This is a genomic window from Agrobacterium leguminum (assembly GCF_005144435.2).
Taxonomy (GTDB): Bacteria; Pseudomonadota; Alphaproteobacteria; order Rhizobiales; family Rhizobiaceae; genus Agrobacterium; species Agrobacterium leguminum.
Genome location: NZ_CP120212.1, coordinates 1,039,691 through 1,054,474, shown reverse-complemented (window position 1 = coordinate 1,054,474; position 14,784 = coordinate 1,039,691). Strand labels below are relative to the sequence as shown.

The 14,784-nt window shown below is 61.3% G+C and carries 16 protein-coding genes; 9 read left to right on the top strand and 7 right to left on the bottom strand.

What is annotated here, in order from left to right:
* Positions 1-3: 3 nt before the first annotated feature.
* Positions 4-1,107 carry an ABC transporter ATP-binding protein gene (locus CFBP4996_RS19405; protein ID WP_080854151.1) on the top strand — a complete coding sequence of 368 codons (1,104 nt, stop codon included), beginning with the start codon at positions 4-6 and terminating at the stop codon, positions 1,105-1,107.
* 151 nt (positions 1,108-1,258) lie between these two features.
* Here the strand turns inward: CFBP4996_RS19405 and CFBP4996_RS19400 are convergent, their stop codons facing one another.
* The 6 genes from CFBP4996_RS19400 to accB are packed head-to-tail and all read right to left on the bottom strand — an operon-like array spanning position 1,259 to position 6,046.
* Positions 1,259-2,026 (bottom strand): 5-oxoprolinase subunit PxpA, encoded by a 768-nt coding sequence (locus CFBP4996_RS19400; RefSeq protein ID WP_080854152.1) that lies wholly within the window; start codon positions 2,024-2,026, stop codon positions 1,259-1,261.
* A gap of 25 nt (positions 2,027-2,051) precedes the next feature.
* Positions 2,052-3,050, bottom strand: coding sequence for a 5-oxoprolinase subunit C family protein (locus CFBP4996_RS19395; protein ID WP_080854153.1), 999 nt, complete (start codon positions 3,048-3,050; stop codon positions 2,052-2,054).
* On the bottom strand, positions 3,047-3,760 hold the full coding sequence (gene pxpB / locus CFBP4996_RS19390) for a 5-oxoprolinase subunit PxpB (RefSeq protein WP_080854154.1): 714 nt from the start codon (positions 3,758-3,760) through the stop codon (positions 3,047-3,049). The genes CFBP4996_RS19395 and pxpB overlap by 4 nt, the downstream gene beginning before the upstream one ends.
* Positions 3,757-4,197, bottom strand: coding sequence for an acetyl-CoA carboxylase biotin carboxyl carrier protein (locus CFBP4996_RS19385; RefSeq protein ID WP_080854155.1), 441 nt, complete (start codon positions 4,195-4,197; stop codon positions 3,757-3,759). The genes pxpB and CFBP4996_RS19385 overlap by 4 nt, the downstream gene beginning before the upstream one ends.
* Positions 4,194-5,585, bottom strand: a complete 1,392-nt coding sequence (gene accC / locus CFBP4996_RS19380) for an acetyl-CoA carboxylase biotin carboxylase subunit (protein ID WP_080854156.1) — start codon at positions 5,583-5,585, stop codon at positions 4,194-4,196. The genes CFBP4996_RS19385 and accC overlap by 4 nt, the downstream gene beginning before the upstream one ends.
* On the bottom strand, positions 5,582-6,046 hold the full coding sequence (accB, locus tag CFBP4996_RS19375) for an acetyl-CoA carboxylase biotin carboxyl carrier protein (protein WP_080854157.1): 465 nt from the start codon (positions 6,044-6,046) through the stop codon (positions 5,582-5,584). The genes accC and accB overlap by 4 nt, the downstream gene beginning before the upstream one ends.
* 194 nt (positions 6,047-6,240) lie before the next feature.
* Between accB and CFBP4996_RS19370 the strand changes: the two genes are divergently transcribed.
* Positions 6,241-7,167, top strand: coding sequence for a DMT family transporter (locus CFBP4996_RS19370; RefSeq protein WP_080854855.1), 927 nt, complete (start codon positions 6,241-6,243; stop codon positions 7,165-7,167).
* On the opposite strand, the gene CFBP4996_RS19365 is transcribed toward CFBP4996_RS19370, so the two are convergent.
* Positions 7,136-8,065, bottom strand: coding sequence for a DMT family transporter (locus CFBP4996_RS19365; protein ID WP_080854158.1), 930 nt, complete (start codon positions 8,063-8,065; stop codon positions 7,136-7,138). The genes CFBP4996_RS19370 and CFBP4996_RS19365 overlap by 32 nt on opposite strands.
* A 198-nt stretch (positions 8,066-8,263) precedes the next feature.
* Here CFBP4996_RS19365 and CFBP4996_RS19360 point away from each other — a divergent pair, with 198 nt between their 5' ends.
* The 7 genes from CFBP4996_RS19360 (at position 8,264) to CFBP4996_RS19330 (ending at position 14,776) form a co-directional block, all read left to right on the top strand.
* Positions 8,264-9,151: a LysR family transcriptional regulator gene (locus CFBP4996_RS19360; protein ID WP_080854159.1), complete on the top strand. Its 888-nt coding sequence runs from the start codon at positions 8,264-8,266 to the stop codon at positions 9,149-9,151.
* Positions 9,152-9,245: 94 nt separating this feature from the next.
* Positions 9,246-10,199, top strand: a complete 954-nt coding sequence (locus tag CFBP4996_RS19355) for a tripartite tricarboxylate transporter substrate binding protein (RefSeq protein ID WP_080854160.1) — start codon at positions 9,246-9,248, stop codon at positions 10,197-10,199.
* A 94-nt stretch (positions 10,200-10,293) separates the two neighbouring features.
* Positions 10,294-10,962, top strand: a complete 669-nt coding sequence (locus CFBP4996_RS19350; protein ID WP_080854161.1) for a 4-carboxy-4-hydroxy-2-oxoadipate aldolase/oxaloacetate decarboxylase — start codon at positions 10,294-10,296, stop codon at positions 10,960-10,962.
* Between the two features lie 72 nt (positions 10,963-11,034).
* Positions 11,035-11,487, top strand: a complete 453-nt coding sequence (locus CFBP4996_RS19345) for a tripartite tricarboxylate transporter TctB family protein (protein WP_003519679.1) — start codon at positions 11,035-11,037, stop codon at positions 11,485-11,487.
* The gene (locus CFBP4996_RS19340; RefSeq protein ID WP_080854162.1) at positions 11,484-12,995 is read left to right on the top strand and encodes a tripartite tricarboxylate transporter permease; all 1,512 of its coding nucleotides are present in this window, start codon (positions 11,484-11,486) and stop codon (positions 12,993-12,995) included. Before CFBP4996_RS19345 ends, CFBP4996_RS19340 begins: the two co-directional genes overlap by 4 nt.
* A 42-nt stretch (positions 12,996-13,037) precedes the next feature.
* Complete coding sequence (gene denD, locus CFBP4996_RS19335) at positions 13,038-14,024, top strand: D-erythronate dehydrogenase (protein ID WP_080854163.1); 987 nt, start codon at positions 13,038-13,040, stop codon at positions 14,022-14,024.
* On the top strand, positions 14,021-14,776 hold the full coding sequence (locus CFBP4996_RS19330) for an SDR family oxidoreductase (RefSeq protein ID WP_080854164.1): 756 nt from the start codon (positions 14,021-14,023) through the stop codon (positions 14,774-14,776). The genes denD and CFBP4996_RS19330 overlap by 4 nt, the downstream gene beginning before the upstream one ends.
* Positions 14,777-14,784 lie beyond the last annotated feature (8 nt).

The window sequence follows — 14,784 nt, the reverse complement described above, 5'->3', positions numbered from 1 at the left end:
CTGATGAAATCCGTAGAAGTCCGCCTGGAAAGACTGACCAAGCATTACAGCGGTCAGGTCGTTGCCGTCGATGATGTTTCGCTTACCGTCAAGGCAGGGGAAATCCTGGCGCTTCTCGGCCCGAGCGGCTGCGGGAAAACGACTTGCCTGCGCATGATTGCGGGGCTTGTCGATCCTACCTCGGGTGAAATCGTGGTCGGCGGCAAGCCGACCACGCGCACCCCGGTTCACCGCCGCAATGTTGGCATGCTTTTCCAGAACTACGCCCTGTTTCCCCACATGACCGTTGCCGAAAATGTCGCCTTCGGTCTGGAGATGCGGGGCATCTCGAAGGCCGACCGGGAAGGGCGCGTTAAACAGGCGCTCGATCTCGTTCAGTTGCACGCCTTCGGCGACCGACTGCCGGTGCAGCTTTCCGGCGGTCAGCAGCAGCGTGTGGCGCTGGCGCGCGCGCTGGTGATCGAGCCTTCGATGCTTCTTCTCGACGAGCCACTCGGCGCACTCGACAAGGGCCTGAGGGAAAGCATGCAGGTCGAGATTCGCAGCCTGCAGCAGCGGCTTGGCCTCACCACCATCATGGTGACCCACGATCAGGACGAGGCCCTGACCATGGCTGACCAGATTGCCGTGATGCGGGATGGCAATCTCGAACAGATCGCACCGGCAGGTGAAATCTACCAGAAGCCGCTGACGCGCTTTGTCGCCGGTTTCATCGGCGCCTCGAACTTCTTCGAGGCGAGTGTGGTGGAACGCAACGGCCGCGCCGCACGGCTTGTGACCGGTGCCGGCGTGCGGCTCGATGTGGATGACATCGGCGCGGTTCAGGGCGACAAGGTCGTCGTCACGGTTCGTCCCGAGGCGATTTCCGTGTCACCGCTTGCGGCCGATGCGGGTGAAAACGCCAGCAATTCCACGATGGCAAGGGTGGAGCAGGTCGTTTATCGCGGCTTCATGCTGCACTACTACCTGCGGCTAGACAATGGCGAGCCGATGATCGCGTACCGGCAGACCCAGACGGAAGGTTTCACCAATGCCGTCAGCGCCGCTGGCGACCGGGTGAGATTGAGCTGGACGAGCGACAGCAATCACGTGATCCAGCTGAATTGATGATTTCGCGGCCGGGTCGCTCAGGCGGCCCGGCTGGCGACGGATCGAAATCCGGGCCGTATTCCATAGCCGACAAAATTACGGCACCGCGCTCCTGACATGGAATGCGGTGCCCTGCTTTTGTGCTTCAGGATATGAGGCGTATGCCGCTTCAGTCTACTACTTCGCGAGCCGGCACGACGCTGCCGCCGCAGGCTTCCACTTCGCTGCGCACCGTGCGCGCAAGCTCCAGCGAGCCGGGCGTATCGCTGTGGACGAGGATCGATCTGGCGCGAACGGGGATGGTCTCGCCCTCGATGGTCGTGACCGTGCCTTTTTCCAGAAACTGGCGCACGCGTGCGCGTACTTTTTCTTCTTCCTTGATGACGGAATTGGGCAGCTTGCGTGGCACGAGTTGGCCCTTCACATCATAAGCGCGGTCGGCGAGAAAGAGGTTGAGCACTTTCAGCCCGCAATCCAGAGCCGCCTTTTCGATCAGCATGTCCGGCATCGAAAAGACGATGAGATCGGGATCGACCGCCCTGATCTTTTTCATGATCCGCTCCGCAAGCGCCGCATCGCGGTTGATCATGTTACCCATGGCCGCATGGAAGCTGATATGGGAGAGCGCAACCTCCTGCGCCCTGGCAATCGCCGAAAGCGCGCCGAGCTGGTAAAGAACCTGCTGTTCCATTTCTTCCGCATCGACGGGAATTTCGCGGCGGCCGAAGCCGAGGCGGTCGGCAAGGCCCGGATGGGCGCCGACACCGACGCCGTTTCGTTTGGCGAGACGCACCATGCGCGCCATCATTTCCGGATCGCCGGCATGGAAGCCGCAGGCGATATTCGCCGAAGAGACGACTTCCATAAGCTTCTCGTCGTCGCAGACCTTATAGACGCCGAAACCTTCGCCCATATCGGAATTAACATCGATCTTCATGGTTCCCTCTCCATGTTTTTCAGGATTATCGTTTCGCGAGCGTGCCGAGTGCGGCGGTGACCAGCGGCAGGGTCTTACGGATATCGGCGAAATAGGCGTCGATCGCCTGTTCGACCTCCAGCGCCTCGCGCACCGTTGCCTGCACGAAGCGGATGCGGCTGCCGATGCGCGCCTGTCCGAGCCGCCACAGATCGCTGTCGATAATGCCCGCCATCTTGGGATAACCGCCGGCCGTGTTGGCGTCGCTCATCTGGATGATCGGCTCGCCGCCCGGCGGCACCTGAACCACACCCGGAATGACGCCATAGGAGCGCAACTCGACGGGAGCCGAAAGCATAAGTGGCGTGCCGGCAAGCCGGTAGCCGGTGCGGTCGCTCTGCGAGGTGATTTTCCAGGCTTCGGACCAGAAACGTTCCGCACCTTCGCCGAAAAGATCATGTTCGGCGGCGGGAATGGCTCTCAGCAGCAATTCGCCCTTGTCAGATACCGGAAACATGTCCGGCATCGCCTCCGCAAGCGGCATGACACCGAGGCCGCTTGCCGGCAGCACCAGTGGTTCGGATGGCAGAACGGACAGCCTGTCGCCGGTGGTGAGATGGCGTCCCTCATGGCCGCCGAAGGAGCCGCGAAGCGAGGTGCTTCGTGATCCCATGACCACGGGAACGTCTATGCCGCCCTGAAGGCAGAGATAGGCGCGCGCATTTTTCATGGGCGTCGAAAGCTCAAGGGTTTGCCCCTTCTCGGCTCTAACGCACCAGTAGGGCGGCAGATCGGCACCATTGAGCCGGGCGGCGCAATCCGCACCGGTTACGGCGAAGGTCAGTGCCTCTTCGAATTCGATGCGGAACGGAAAGGTCTGGATTTCAATGGCAGCAGCATCCTCGCCGTTGCCGACAAGAATATTGCCGACCCTGAGCGCGATGGGGTCCATCGCGCCCGTGGCGGTGATGCCGATATTGCGGTAACCCGCGCGGCCGAGATCCTGCACGGTATTCAGCGGTCCGCAGGCAAGAATATGGATCATAGTTCGATCCTTTCGGGAAGGAAACGAACGCGGTCACCGGGCGCCAGCACCGCCGGCTGTTCGGCGGTGGCGTCGAACATGGTGATTTCGGTGAAGCCCAGCGAGTTCCAGCCATTCGGCCCGGTCAGAACCGAGATGCCGGATTGCATGCCGCCGATCGTCACCATGCCCTTCAACATGCGAAGCGACGGGACTTTCTTTCGTGGCATGAAAATGCGTGGGTCGAGGCCGCCGAGATAACCGAAGCCCGGCGCGCTGCCGACGGCGAAAACCGTATAGGTCCGCTCGAAATGCAGGCGCACGACTTCCTTGTCCGGCAGGCCGGAATAATCGCAGATCGCCGCAAGGTCGATGGCGTGTTCGCCGCCATAGGTGGTCGGCACTTCGATGGTCTTGCCCAGAAGATCGAGTTCCGCCGTCCTTTGCCAGATGTCGAGAAGCTCGTCCTGCAAACGCCCGGCATCTTCAGGCGTGCCGCGCAGCACGATCAGCAGGTTGGTCATGCCGGGTATGAGTTCCAGCACCTCGGGGCGATCCTTCAGCGCGCGCGTCAGCGCCCAGATGCGCCTCTGGGCGGGTAGGTCCAGCTCGCCGGGCGCTTCGATCAGAAACGTCTTGTTGCCGATCATCGAGATTTTCGGCAGACCCAGATGGGCGGGGGTGAGGTGGGGCGTTTTCAGCGGAAGGTTGCTCATCGACGTCACCATCATGTTTCGGTCTTGAGAAGGGTGGAGCCATAGCCGACAAGCGTGCTGGTTTCCGCCGCGATTTCGCTGACGGTGCCGTCTTTTTCGGCGATGACCGGAACGATCACGGGGCCTGCCGCCACGAATGCGACGATCTCACCTTTCGCGACGGATTGTCCTTTCCGAACCGCCCGGTCGGGGCGCTGCGGATGGGCGGGCGTGAAGATGCCGGCCATCGGTGCACGGGCAAGAATATCGCTCGCTTTTACCGGCACTTTGGCCGCTTCAATGGGCCGCTGTGCGGCAGGGGTCTGACCGCCTGCCATGGCGACGATCTTCAATGACCCATCCGGCGTCTCTATTTCAATGGCGGAGACGTTGTTGCGCTCGAGGTGAGCGGCAAGATCGGCAATCGTGCCGGGCTCGCTGTAGCGGGATATGGAAACAGGCTGTCGCTTCACTTTGCACTCCGCGCTGCAAGCCAATGCTCGAGGTAATGAATATCCGTGCCGCCTTCGGAAAAGGCCGGGTCCTGCAATATTTCCCGATGCAGCGGCAGGTTGGTGGAAACGCCTTCGATGCGCATTTCGCCAAGCGCGCGCCGCATGCGCAGGATCGCCTGTTCGCGGGTCGGCGCATGGACGATGAGCTTGGCGATCAGGGAATCGTAATGGGCCGAAACCCGATAACCCGCCGTCACATGGGTATCGACGCGAACGCCGGGGCCGCCCGGCAGGTGAAGCGCCGTGATCAGGCCGGGGCAGGGGATGAAGTTGTAAGGGTCTTCGGCATTGATGCGGCATTCGATCGAATGGCCCTCGCAGACGATATCGTCCTGCGAAATCTCGAGCGGATAGCCGAGAGCGACGAGAAGCTGCTGGCGCACCAGATCCACGCCCGAGGTCATCTCCGTGACCGGATGTTCGACCTGCAGGCGGGTATTCATCTCGATAAAATAGAATTCGCCATTCTCGTAAAGAAACTCGAAGGTGCCGACCCCGCGATAACCGATCTGGCGGCAGGCTTCGACGCAGCGATTGCCGACGAAAGCCGCAACATCGGGCGGGATGCCGATGGCTGGGCCTTCTTCGACGACCTTCTGGTGTCGGCGCTGCATGGAACAATCGCGCAGGCCCACCCAGACCCCGCCGCCCTGACCATCGCAGAGAACCTGAATTTCGACATGGCGCGGATGTTCGAGGAATTTTTCGATATAGAGTTCCGGCGTCCCGAAGGCCCGGCTCGCCTCCTCCCGCGTGACGAGAACGGCATCTTGAAGGGCGGAGGCATCGTACACGACACGCATGCCGCGCCCGCCGCCGCCGCCGGCCGCCTTGACGATGACGGGATAGCCGATTTCGGCGGCGATTTTCGAAACCTCCGCCATATCATCCGGCAGGGCGGAATCAGGGCCGGGCACGCAGGGCACGCCGGCCTCCATCATTGCCCGCTTCGCCGCGATCTTGTCGCCCATGGTGCGGATGGCGTCGGCGCGCGGGCCGATGAAGACCGCCCCCGCCGCCTCCACGGCTTCTGAAAAAGACGCTCTTTCGGACAGAAAACCATAACCGGGGTGAACCGCGCCAGCGCCGGTCAGCTCCATCGCGAGCAGTATGGCCGGCACGTTGAGATAGCTCTGAGCGGGAGAGGCCGGGCCGATACAGATGGCGGTATCGGCCGCCTTCAGATAGTCGGCATCCTTGTCGGCTTCCGAATAGATCATGACGGTCTTCAGACCGAGTTCACGGCAGGCGCGCTGCACCCGCAAGGCGATCTCGCCGCGATTGGCGATCAGGACACTGTCGAATGCTCTTGGCTCAGCCACCTTTGGGAGTGTCGCATCCATCATTCGAACTCCAGCACCGGCTGTCCAAGTTCGACGTCTTCGCCGTCATTGGCGATAAATCTGGCGATCCGGCCGCTTCGTTCGGCCCTCACGGTGTTGAATACTTTCATCGCCTCGATGATGAAGAGTTCCTGTCCTTCCTTCACCTCATCGCCGGCTTCAGCGAAAGGCGCCGCACCCGGGCTCGGGGCGCGATGAAAAAGGCCGAATGAGGGTGCTGCGACGATGCCGGATGACGCCGGTACGGCTGCGGCGGATGCAGGAGCCTTCTCTTCGGCGCGGGGTGTCTCGGATGCCGTTTCCGCCACCGGAACGGGCCGTGGCTGCGATGGTGGCGCGTACGGTGAAACGGTATTGTTTTCGCGGATGATCCGGACCGTGGTTCCCTCCTGGCTCACGGTCAATTCGGATACTCGCGAAGAGCCGACGAACTCGATCAGTTTCTTGATCTTTTCCAGATCCATATTGGTTTCCAACGTCTTTTTTGTCCCCACGGCGGCAGGCGAGCGGAGCGGAATCCGCACCCTGTCCATCAGCAATAGCTACCATGGGGGCGGGATTGATGGGGTCAGACGAAGTTCCTATGGACATTGCTTTGCGGTTTGATATCCCGCCGCCGCGTGGTGAAACGGTTCAAAGACGTCCGAAGGAACGAACCATGGATTCCCGCAAAGGCATTCTCCTCAAAATCTCCGCAGCGCTCGCTCTGGTGCTGATGGGCGCCTGCATCAGCAGCCTCAGGGGCGAGATACCCATCGGGCAGGTGGTCTTCTTCAGATCGGCGGTGGCCATGCTGCCGCTCTGTCTGTGGATGGCGGCGCAGGGCGGTTTTCGAAGGCAGGTGGCAACCAGCCATATTGGTGGCCATCTGGTGCGGAGTTTTTCCGGCACCGGCGGCATGGTCTTCAGCTATCTGGCGCTGGCCTATATTCCGCTGGCCGACGCGACGGCTATCAGTTATGCGACACCGCTCTTCACCGTCATTCTGGCGGTGCTGCTTCTCAAGGAAGTCGTCAGGATTTACCGCTGGACGGCGGTGGTCGTCGGGCTCTGCGGCATCGTGCTGATCCTGTCGCCGCATTTTTCCTTCGATGTTTCGGATGTCGCTTCCGGTTCCGGCGTCGCCATGCTCGGCGGCATGTTCGGTCTGGCGGCGGCTTTTTTCTCCGCCATATCGATGATCCAGATTCGGCATCTGACACAGACGGAAAATACCGGCGCAATCATCTTCTATTTCACCCTGCTCACAACCGTCATTGGTTTCGCGAGCATCGGCATGGGCTGGAAAATGCCGACCGCGTGGCAATGGACCCTGCTGATCGGCACCGGTCTCATTGGCGGAACCGCGCAGATACTGGTGACGCTCAGCCTGCGTTATGCCGAGGCCTCGCTGCTGGCGCCGTTCGATTACACAACAATGATCTGGGCGCTGTTGATCGGTTATGCCTTCATGGATCAGGTTCCGGCTCTGACGACCATTCTGGGGGCTTCTATCGTCGTTGCCGCCGGTTTGTTCACGCTGTGGCGGGAAAGGCGGCTGCACAAAAAGCGTGTTACGGAACAGCTGACGCTGTCGGCTCCCTGACGGCCTGTTTCGCCAGCCGGTTTTCGCGCCACATGGCGAAAAGCCCGGCGGCGATGACCGTCAAGGCGCCAATGATGGTCGCACCCGTCGGCACTTCGGCCATGAAGAGATAACCGAGGGCGATTGCCCATATCATTGTCGTATAGTCGAACGGCGCCAGCAGCGAGGCCTGGGCGTGGCGCAGGCTGAGCGTCATGGCGATCTGGCCGATGCCGCCGGCAAGGCCGCCGCCGGCGAGCAGCAGGAACTGGTGAAAATCCGGCATCTTCCATCCAAATCCGAGCGTAGCGAGACCGGCCACCACACCCGTCAGCGTATAGATGAGCACGATGCGCGACGGCTTTTCGATGCTGTTCAGATGGCGGACGGCGATGGAGGAAAAGGCCGCGCAAAGCGCACCGGTCAGCGCCAGTGCGGTTCCGATCATCGCGACGCTGTCGATTTGAGCGGGGCCTGAGGCGGCATCGAAGATCAGTTTCGGCGAGAGCGTGATGAAGACGCCGATGAAACCGGTCAGCACGGCGGACCAGCGATATATCCGCACTTTTTCGCCAAGCAGCAGCGCCGCCAGCATGATGGTGAAAAGCGGTGTCGTGTAGCTCAGCACCGTCACATTCACCAACGGCAGATAGGCGAGCGCCAGAAAGCCGAAGAACATGCCGCCAAGCCCGGCCGAGCTGCCCGCGAGCAGGCTGCCGATGTTCTTTTTGGCCGGCACGGTTATCCGCTCCGAGGAGGCGATGAACCAGAGACAGAGGGGAATGAGGGCAAAAAATCCCCGGCAGAAGACGACTTCGCCGACGGGGATCGCCCCGTCCAGGCCCTTCACGCAGGCGGACATGACTGTGAATGCCAGCATGGCCGTCAGCTTGAGCAAAATTCCGGTCTTAGGATTCATCCCGCTCCCCATCGCAGCCCAAACCGTGTCATGGGGAAGAAGCGGAGAAAAGCCTTAGCCGGCTGTCATAAGAATCTTGTCTTACCCCATCACTTCCCTGAAGGCCGGCAGGACCGCCGGGCGGCGCTTTTCCCCTAGGCCCGCGCGGTGATTTGGTGTCATGATCGCATCTCGAACCGGCGGGAGGTTTAAGCGGGCATGTTGGATTTGCGCAGGCTGCGATATCTGGTCGCGATTGCCGATTGCGGCTCCATGTCGGCGGCGGCGCGACAATTGGGGATAGCCCAGCCGGCGCTCAGCCATCACATTACGGAACTGGAACGGCTGGTGGGTTTTCCCGTGCTGCACCGGCTGGCGCGGGGCGTGAAGGCGACGGAAAAGGGTGAAGTCCTGCTTTCCCATGCGCGGGAGATTACCGAGAAGGTGCGGCAGGCGGAGGCGGAAATCCGGGCCATGGCCTATCTGGATGAGCGGGTGATCCGGCTGAGCCTCATTCCCTCCTGGGCGACCGCCTTTGCGCCGAGCATTATCAGCGAGGTTGCCGCTTCGATGCCCAAAGTGTCGCTGCGGCTGATAGAGGCACGCAATGACGAATCCCTGCGGCTCATTCGTCTCGGCAAGGTGGATATGGCCGTTGCGCTGGTCGGTGCGGAGGACAAGGCCGACGATCTTATCATCAAGGAGAGCCTGTTTGCCGTTTCTTCAAGGCCTATCGGCCGGTCGATGCCGCTTGAGGCTGCGGCAGGGCTCAACCTGATCCTGCCGCCGAAGGACAATCCGCTGCGCATATCGATCGACGAGGCCGCTGCCCGTGCCGGAATAACACTGAACGTGACCATGGAGATTGACGGGCAGGATACGATCAAACGCGCCGTCAGCGCCGGCATCGGTGCGACGATCCTGTCATGGAATTCGGTGCAGCAGGAGCAGGAAGCCGGCCAGCTTCAAGCCGCGCATATTACCGAGCCCGTCATTTATCGCTCCATACATCTGCTGAAGGGCAGGGAGGTGGATGAGCGAACGTTCAGGCTGTTCCGCGACCTTTTGCGGGCCGTCGCGAGACGCGAGCCGGCATCCAACCCATAAACGATCTGTATGGGTAAATTGAAAACTCGGTATTTGTATTGTTGATGGCTTCTTCCTAGCCTCCCCGGTGAAAGCGTATCGGGGAGGAAAAGATATGCGTTTGAAGACATCTCTGTTTGGCATGCTGGCGGCGGCGGGAATGCTGGCTGCGGGAGGGGCGGCGGCGGAATATCCGGAGCGGCCGGTGACGCTCGTCATCGGTTATCCGGCCGGCGGCGGCACCGATATCCAGTCGCGGGCGCTGGTGCCCTATCTTGAAAAATATCTCGGCACGTCGGTCGTGGTGGAAAACCGCGAAGGGGCGGGCGGTCTGATCGGCGCGACCTATATCGCCAATGCCAAGCCTGATGGTTACACCATCGGGGCGCTGAATTTCCCGTCGATGTATTCGCCGATCGTGCAGGGCAATGCCAGCTACAAGGAGGATGCCTTCACGCCGCTTGCAAACCAGATCGGCGGAGATCTGGCGCTGACGGTCAACAAGGTATCGCCGATCAAGACCGCCAGGGAGTTCGTGGAGGCGGCCAAGGCGAACCCGGTCGTCGTTGGCGTGACGGGCATCGGTCATCCAAGCCAGATCACCGCGCTGCTGTTTGAAGAAGCGGCGGGCGTGAAGCTCAATTTCGTGCCCTTCAATGGTGGCGGGCCGGCACGGCTTGCCATGCTCGGCAACCACGTGACGCTTGGTTTTATGAATCTCAACGAGGTCTTCGCCGACAATCGTTCCGGCGCGCTGCGTGTGCTCGCGACCTCCGGTGCCGAGCGTTCGCCGCTTTCGCCTGATGTGCCGACCTTCAAGGAAGCCGGCTACAATGTTCAGTTCAGCCTGCTGGCGGGCTTCGGTGCGCCGAAGGGCTTGCCCGCGGATGTGGAGGCAAAGTTGGTCGATGCCTTCCAGAAGGCGCTGAAGGATCCGGATTATCTTGCCGATGCCAAAAAGCGCGAGCTGACAATGCTGCCGCTGACACAGGCCGAATTTGCCGAGGCGCTCAAGAAGGGCAACGCCAATCTGGCCGAGCTTTGGAAAAGCAAGCCCTGGACAAAATAAGCGGCCGGTACGACCGCTTCTCTCACCCCCACCAAATGATGCCTGGGCCGGTCTGCGGTCCGGCTATGACCCACTGTTGAAAGGAATCCGGCCAATGGCCCATGTCATCCGTAATTTCCAGCGCCCTTCCAGAGCCGATATCGAGGCAATCAGCAAATTCAGCCCTGCCACCATTCACGAGGCGCAGGGCAAGCTCGGTGCTCTCGATTATCGCATCAAGCCGATCAAGCCCGGCCTGAAAATCTGCGGCCCGGCAATCACCGCGAAATGCCATATCGGAGACAATCTGATGATTTTCGAGGCCATCAATCTGGCAAAGCCCGGTGATGTGCTGGTCATCGATGGCGGCGACAATCCCAATCAGGGCGGCTTCGGCGATGTGCTGGCTGCCGCCTGCATCGGAAAGGGCATTGTCGGCTTCGTGGTCAGCGCCGCCGTGCGCGATGGCAAGGGTCTGCGCGAGATCGGTTTCCCGGTGTTCTCGCTCGGCCTTTGCATGAAGGGCACCTCCAAGGACACGCTAGGCACCATCAACCATCCGGTCGTGGTCGGCGGGGAACTGATCAGCCCCGGCGATATCGTCTGCGGCGATGATGACGGCGTCGTCGTCGTTCGCGAGAAGGATATCCCGAAACTCGTCAAGGCCTGCCAGGAGCGTGACGATCACGAGAACCACATGATGGAGCTGCACCGTCAGGGCAAGATGGATATCGAGGATCGCTATGAAATGATGCGCTCGAAAGGATGTGTCTGGGCCGATTGAGCCAGTGATTAAACGTTGGATACGCCGTGTCGGGAGGCGCGGCGTATTTCTCGATGAGGAGGGGAGATAATCATGGCCGAACACGGCTCGAAACTGACGGCGAATATTTTATCCGGGGCTTTCTTTCTGGTGGCCGCCGCCGGGCTTTATTACGGCGCGCGGCCGCTGAGCATGGGCACTAATTTCCAGCCCGGGCCCGGCTATATGCCGACGGTCATCGCGGCATTGATGTTTGCACTGGGTATCGCGCTGCTTTTGCAGGATCTGCTGGGAAAGACACCGTCCGAAGCCTGGGTGGCGCCGAAAATGCGTCCGTTTCTGGCGGTGGCCGGCATTGCCGGCTTTGCGCTGCTGATCGAGCCACTAGGCTTCATCGCCGCCGCCTTCGTACTGATCGTGCTCGCCTGCATCGCCTATGGCAGGATCCGGCCGGTTGAAGTTCTGCTGCTTTCGGCGGTGCTCATCCTCGCCTGCATCCTCATTTTCGTTGTCGGCCTCGGACAGAGGATACCGCTGCTGCCATGACTGATCTTCTTTCCAATATCATCCTCGGGTTCGGTGTGGCCGTCACGCCGGTAAACCTTTTCTACTGCCTGCTTGGTGTCACGCTCGGCACGATGATCGGTATCCTGCCGGGCATCGGCCCTTCCGCCACCGTCGCGCTGCTTCTGCCCATCACTTATACGATGCCGGATACGGCGGCGCTGATCATGCTCGCAGGCATTTTTTATGGCGCGCAATATGGCGGCTCGACAACGGCGATCCTCGTTAACCTGCCGGGCGAATCCTCGTCCGTCGTCACATGCATCGATGGTTATGCCATGGCCCGGCAGGGCAGGGCGGGTGTGGCGCTGGCCACGGCGGCGCTCGGGTCGTTTTTTGCCGGCACGGTGGCAACCGTTCTGATCGTCGTTGTCGCAAAACCGCTTTCGGCCATTGCTCTTGCCTTCGGCCCGGCCGATTATTTCAGTCTGGTGATCTTCGGGCTGCTATTTGCCGTGTTCCTGTCCAGCGGATCGCCGGTCAAGGCGGTCGGCATGGTTGCCTTCGGTATCGCGCTCAGCCTCGTCGGCATCGATCCGACATCGGGCGAGCAGCGTTTCACTTTCGGCATGGCGGAACTGTTCGACGGCATCGATTTCGTCGTTCTTGCCATCGGGCTGCTAGGCGTCAGCGAAATCCTCTTCAACCTGCAGCAGGGCGTGGAGCGGGATGCGGGAGCGGTAAAGACCGGATCGCTGATGCCGACGCGGGAGGATTTCAAACAGGCTTTCCCGGCCGTCCTGCGTGGCACGGCGCTCGGCTCTTTCCTCGGCGTGCTGCCCGGCGGTGGTGCGATCATGAGTTCTTTCGCGAGCTACGCGCTGGAACGCAAGATCGCCAAGGATCCATCCCGTTTCGGCAAGGGCGCAATCGAAGGGCTCGCAGGGCCGGAAAGCGCCAACAATGCCGGCGCGCAGACCTCCTTCATCCCGCTTCTGACGCTCGGCATTCCCGCCAACGGCCTGATGGCGCTGATGGTCGGCGCGATGATGATCCAGGGCATTACGCCGGGACCGGAGGTCATGCAATCGCGGCCCGACCTTTTCTGGGGGCTGATCGCCAGCATGTGGGTGGGCAATCTTCTGCTCCTGGTGCTGAACCTGCCGCTCATCGGCATCTGGGTTCGCCTTCTCGGCATTCCCTACCGCTTTTTGTGCCCCGCCATTCTGATGTTCTGCGCCATCGGGGCTTATGGCCTGTCCTACAGTGTCGTGGATGTTCTGTTCTGCGCGGTCTTCGGCATTGTCGGCTTCTTCTTGCGCAAGATCGGCTGCGAACCGGCACCGCTGGTGCTGGGCTTCGTTCTCGGTCCGCTTCTGGAGCAGAACATGCGCCTTGGGTTGCTGATTTCGCAGGGAAGTTTCTCGACATTCGTCACCCATCCGATCAGCGCCACCCTGCTCGCCTTGTCCGGCATGGTCGTCATCATGATGGCGATGCCGGCGATCATGCGCCGTCGCGAGGTGGTGTTTCAGGGTGACGACGACTGACGATCAATCGAGCCGGCGTTGCCGGCCAAACAAAGGTGAAACATGCATATTCTGATAATCGGCGCAGCCGGAATGATCGGCCGCAAATTGACGCAACGTCTCGCCTCTGACGGAACGCTTGGCGGTGCGAAGATCACCGAAATGACGCTGACGGATGTTTTCGAGCCGGCCGCGCCGAAAGGCTTCGGTGGCGCAGTGACGGTCGAGCGTAGCGATCTGTCGAATGTCGGCGTTGCCGAAAAGCTGATCGCCAAGCGACCGGATGTGATCTTCAACCTTGCCGCCGTGGTTTCGGGCGAGGCGGAGGCCGATTTCGAGAAAGGTTATCGCATCAATCTCGATGGCGGACGTTCACTGTTCGAGGCCATCCGGCTGGAGCATCAGAAGGATGGATACCGACCGCGGGTGGTCTTCTGCTCGTCGCTCGCCGTTTTCGGGTCGCCATTCCCCAAGGTGATCGGCGACGAGTTCCTGCCCGCGCCGCTGACCAGCTATGGCACGCAGAAGGCGATCGTGGAGCTGTTGCTTGCGGATTATAGCCGTCGCGGTTTCTTCGATGGCGTCAGCATCCGCCTGCCCACCATCTGCATCCGCCCCGGCAAGCCGAATGCGGCCGCCTCCGGCTTCTTCTCCAATATTCTTCGGGAACCGCTGGTGGGTCAGGAGGCGGTGCTGCCCGTTGCCGATACCGTGCGCCACTGGTTCGCCAGCCCGCGTTCGGCCGTCGCCTTCCTGCTGCGCGCCGCGAGTGTTGATCTCTCCGGGCTTGGCGTTCGCCGCAATCTCATCATGCCGGGGCTCTCGGCCACGGTCGCCGATGAGATCGAGGCCCTGCGCGCCTTTGCCGGGGAAAAGGCTGTGGCGCTTATCAAGCGCGTTCCCGACGAGCGGATCATCCGTATCGTCGATGGCTGGGCCGAGGACTACGATCCGCAACTGGCTCTGTCGCTCGGCTTCATGGCGGAAACGTCCTTTGCCGAAATCATTCAGGCGCATGTGGAAGATGAGCTGGAGGGGAAAGCAGCATGAGTGATGTAAAGATCGCGCTCGTCACGGGCGGAGGAACAGGTGTCGGCAAGGCGATTGCCAAGGTGCTCCTTGAAGATGGTTACAGCGTCGCGATCACCGGCCGGCGGCGGGAGGTTCTGGATGCCGCCGTCGGCGAATGGCGCGAACATCGAGACCGCGTTCTGGCCGTCACGGCCGATATTTCCGTTCCGGCCGATGTCGAGCGGTTGTTTGCGGAGGTCACCGGACGTTTCGGCCGTCTCGATCTTCTGGTCAACAATGCCGGCATGTCGGCGCCGGCCGTTTATATTGAAGATGTGCCGTTCGAAACCTGGAACGCGGTGGTCGGGGCCAATCTCACGGGCGCCTTTCTCTGCACCCAGGCGGCGTTTCGGCAGATGAAGGCGCAGTCGCCGCAGGGCGGGCGCATCATCAATAACGGCTCGATTTCGGCCACCACGCCGCGGCCGCGTTCGGCGCCCTATACCGCGACCAAACACGCGATCACCGGCCTTACCAAGTCGGCCGGGCTGGATGGTCGGGCATTCAACATCGCCTGCGGGCAGATCGATATCGGCAATGCCAGCACCGAAATGACGCGCGCCATGGCGACCGGTGTGCTGCAGGCGGATGGCAGCACCGCCATCGAACCGACCATCGACGCCAGCATCGTCGCCCGGGCCGTGGTGCATATGGCCTCGCTGCCGCTCGAGGCGAATGTGCTGACCATGACGGTGATGGCGAGCGGCATGCCTTTCGTCGGTCGCGGCTAAGGAGCGCG

Excerpts from the sequence above, each read along its gene's own strand:
- CFBP4996_RS19365 (WP_080854158.1), bottom strand. The coding sequence starts at position 8,065 with ATGAATCCTAAGACCGGAATTTTGCTCAAGCTGACGGCCATGCTGGCA.
- CFBP4996_RS19370 (WP_080854855.1), top strand. The coding sequence starts at position 6,241 with ATGGATTCCCGCAAAGGCATTCTCCTCAAAATCTCCGCAGCGCTCGCT.
- CFBP4996_RS19330 (WP_080854164.1), top strand. The coding sequence starts at position 14,021 with ATGAGTGATGTAAAGATCGCGCTCGTCACGGGCGGAGGAACAGGTGTC.
- CFBP4996_RS19355 (WP_080854160.1), top strand. The coding sequence starts at position 9,246 with ATGCGTTTGAAGACATCTCTGTTTGGCATGCTGGCGGCGGCGGGAATG.
- CFBP4996_RS19345 (WP_003519679.1), top strand. The coding sequence starts at position 11,035 with ATGGCCGAACACGGCTCGAAACTGACGGCGAATATTTTATCCGGGGCT.
- CFBP4996_RS19350 (WP_080854161.1), top strand. The coding sequence starts at position 10,294 with ATGGCCCATGTCATCCGTAATTTCCAGCGCCCTTCCAGAGCCGATATC.
- pxpB (WP_080854154.1), bottom strand. The coding sequence starts at position 3,760 with ATGATGGTGACGTCGATGAGCAACCTTCCGCTGAAAACGCCCCACCTC.
- CFBP4996_RS19340 (WP_080854162.1), top strand. The coding sequence starts at position 11,484 with ATGACTGATCTTCTTTCCAATATCATCCTCGGGTTCGGTGTGGCCGTC.
- accC (WP_080854156.1), bottom strand. The coding sequence starts at position 5,585 with ATGATGGATGCGACACTCCCAAAGGTGGCTGAGCCAAGAGCATTCGAC.
- denD (WP_080854163.1), top strand. The coding sequence starts at position 13,038 with ATGCATATTCTGATAATCGGCGCAGCCGGAATGATCGGCCGCAAATTG.
- accB (WP_080854157.1), bottom strand. The coding sequence starts at position 6,046 with ATGGATCTGGAAAAGATCAAGAAACTGATCGAGTTCGTCGGCTCTTCG.
- CFBP4996_RS19395 (WP_080854153.1), bottom strand. The coding sequence starts at position 3,050 with ATGATCCATATTCTTGCCTGCGGACCGCTGAATACCGTGCAGGATCTC.
- CFBP4996_RS19360 (WP_080854159.1), top strand. The coding sequence starts at position 8,264 with ATGTTGGATTTGCGCAGGCTGCGATATCTGGTCGCGATTGCCGATTGC.
- CFBP4996_RS19400 (WP_080854152.1), bottom strand. The coding sequence starts at position 2,026 with ATGAAGATCGATGTTAATTCCGATATGGGCGAAGGTTTCGGCGTCTAT.
- CFBP4996_RS19405 (WP_080854151.1), top strand. The coding sequence starts at position 4 with ATGAAATCCGTAGAAGTCCGCCTGGAAAGACTGACCAAGCATTACAGC.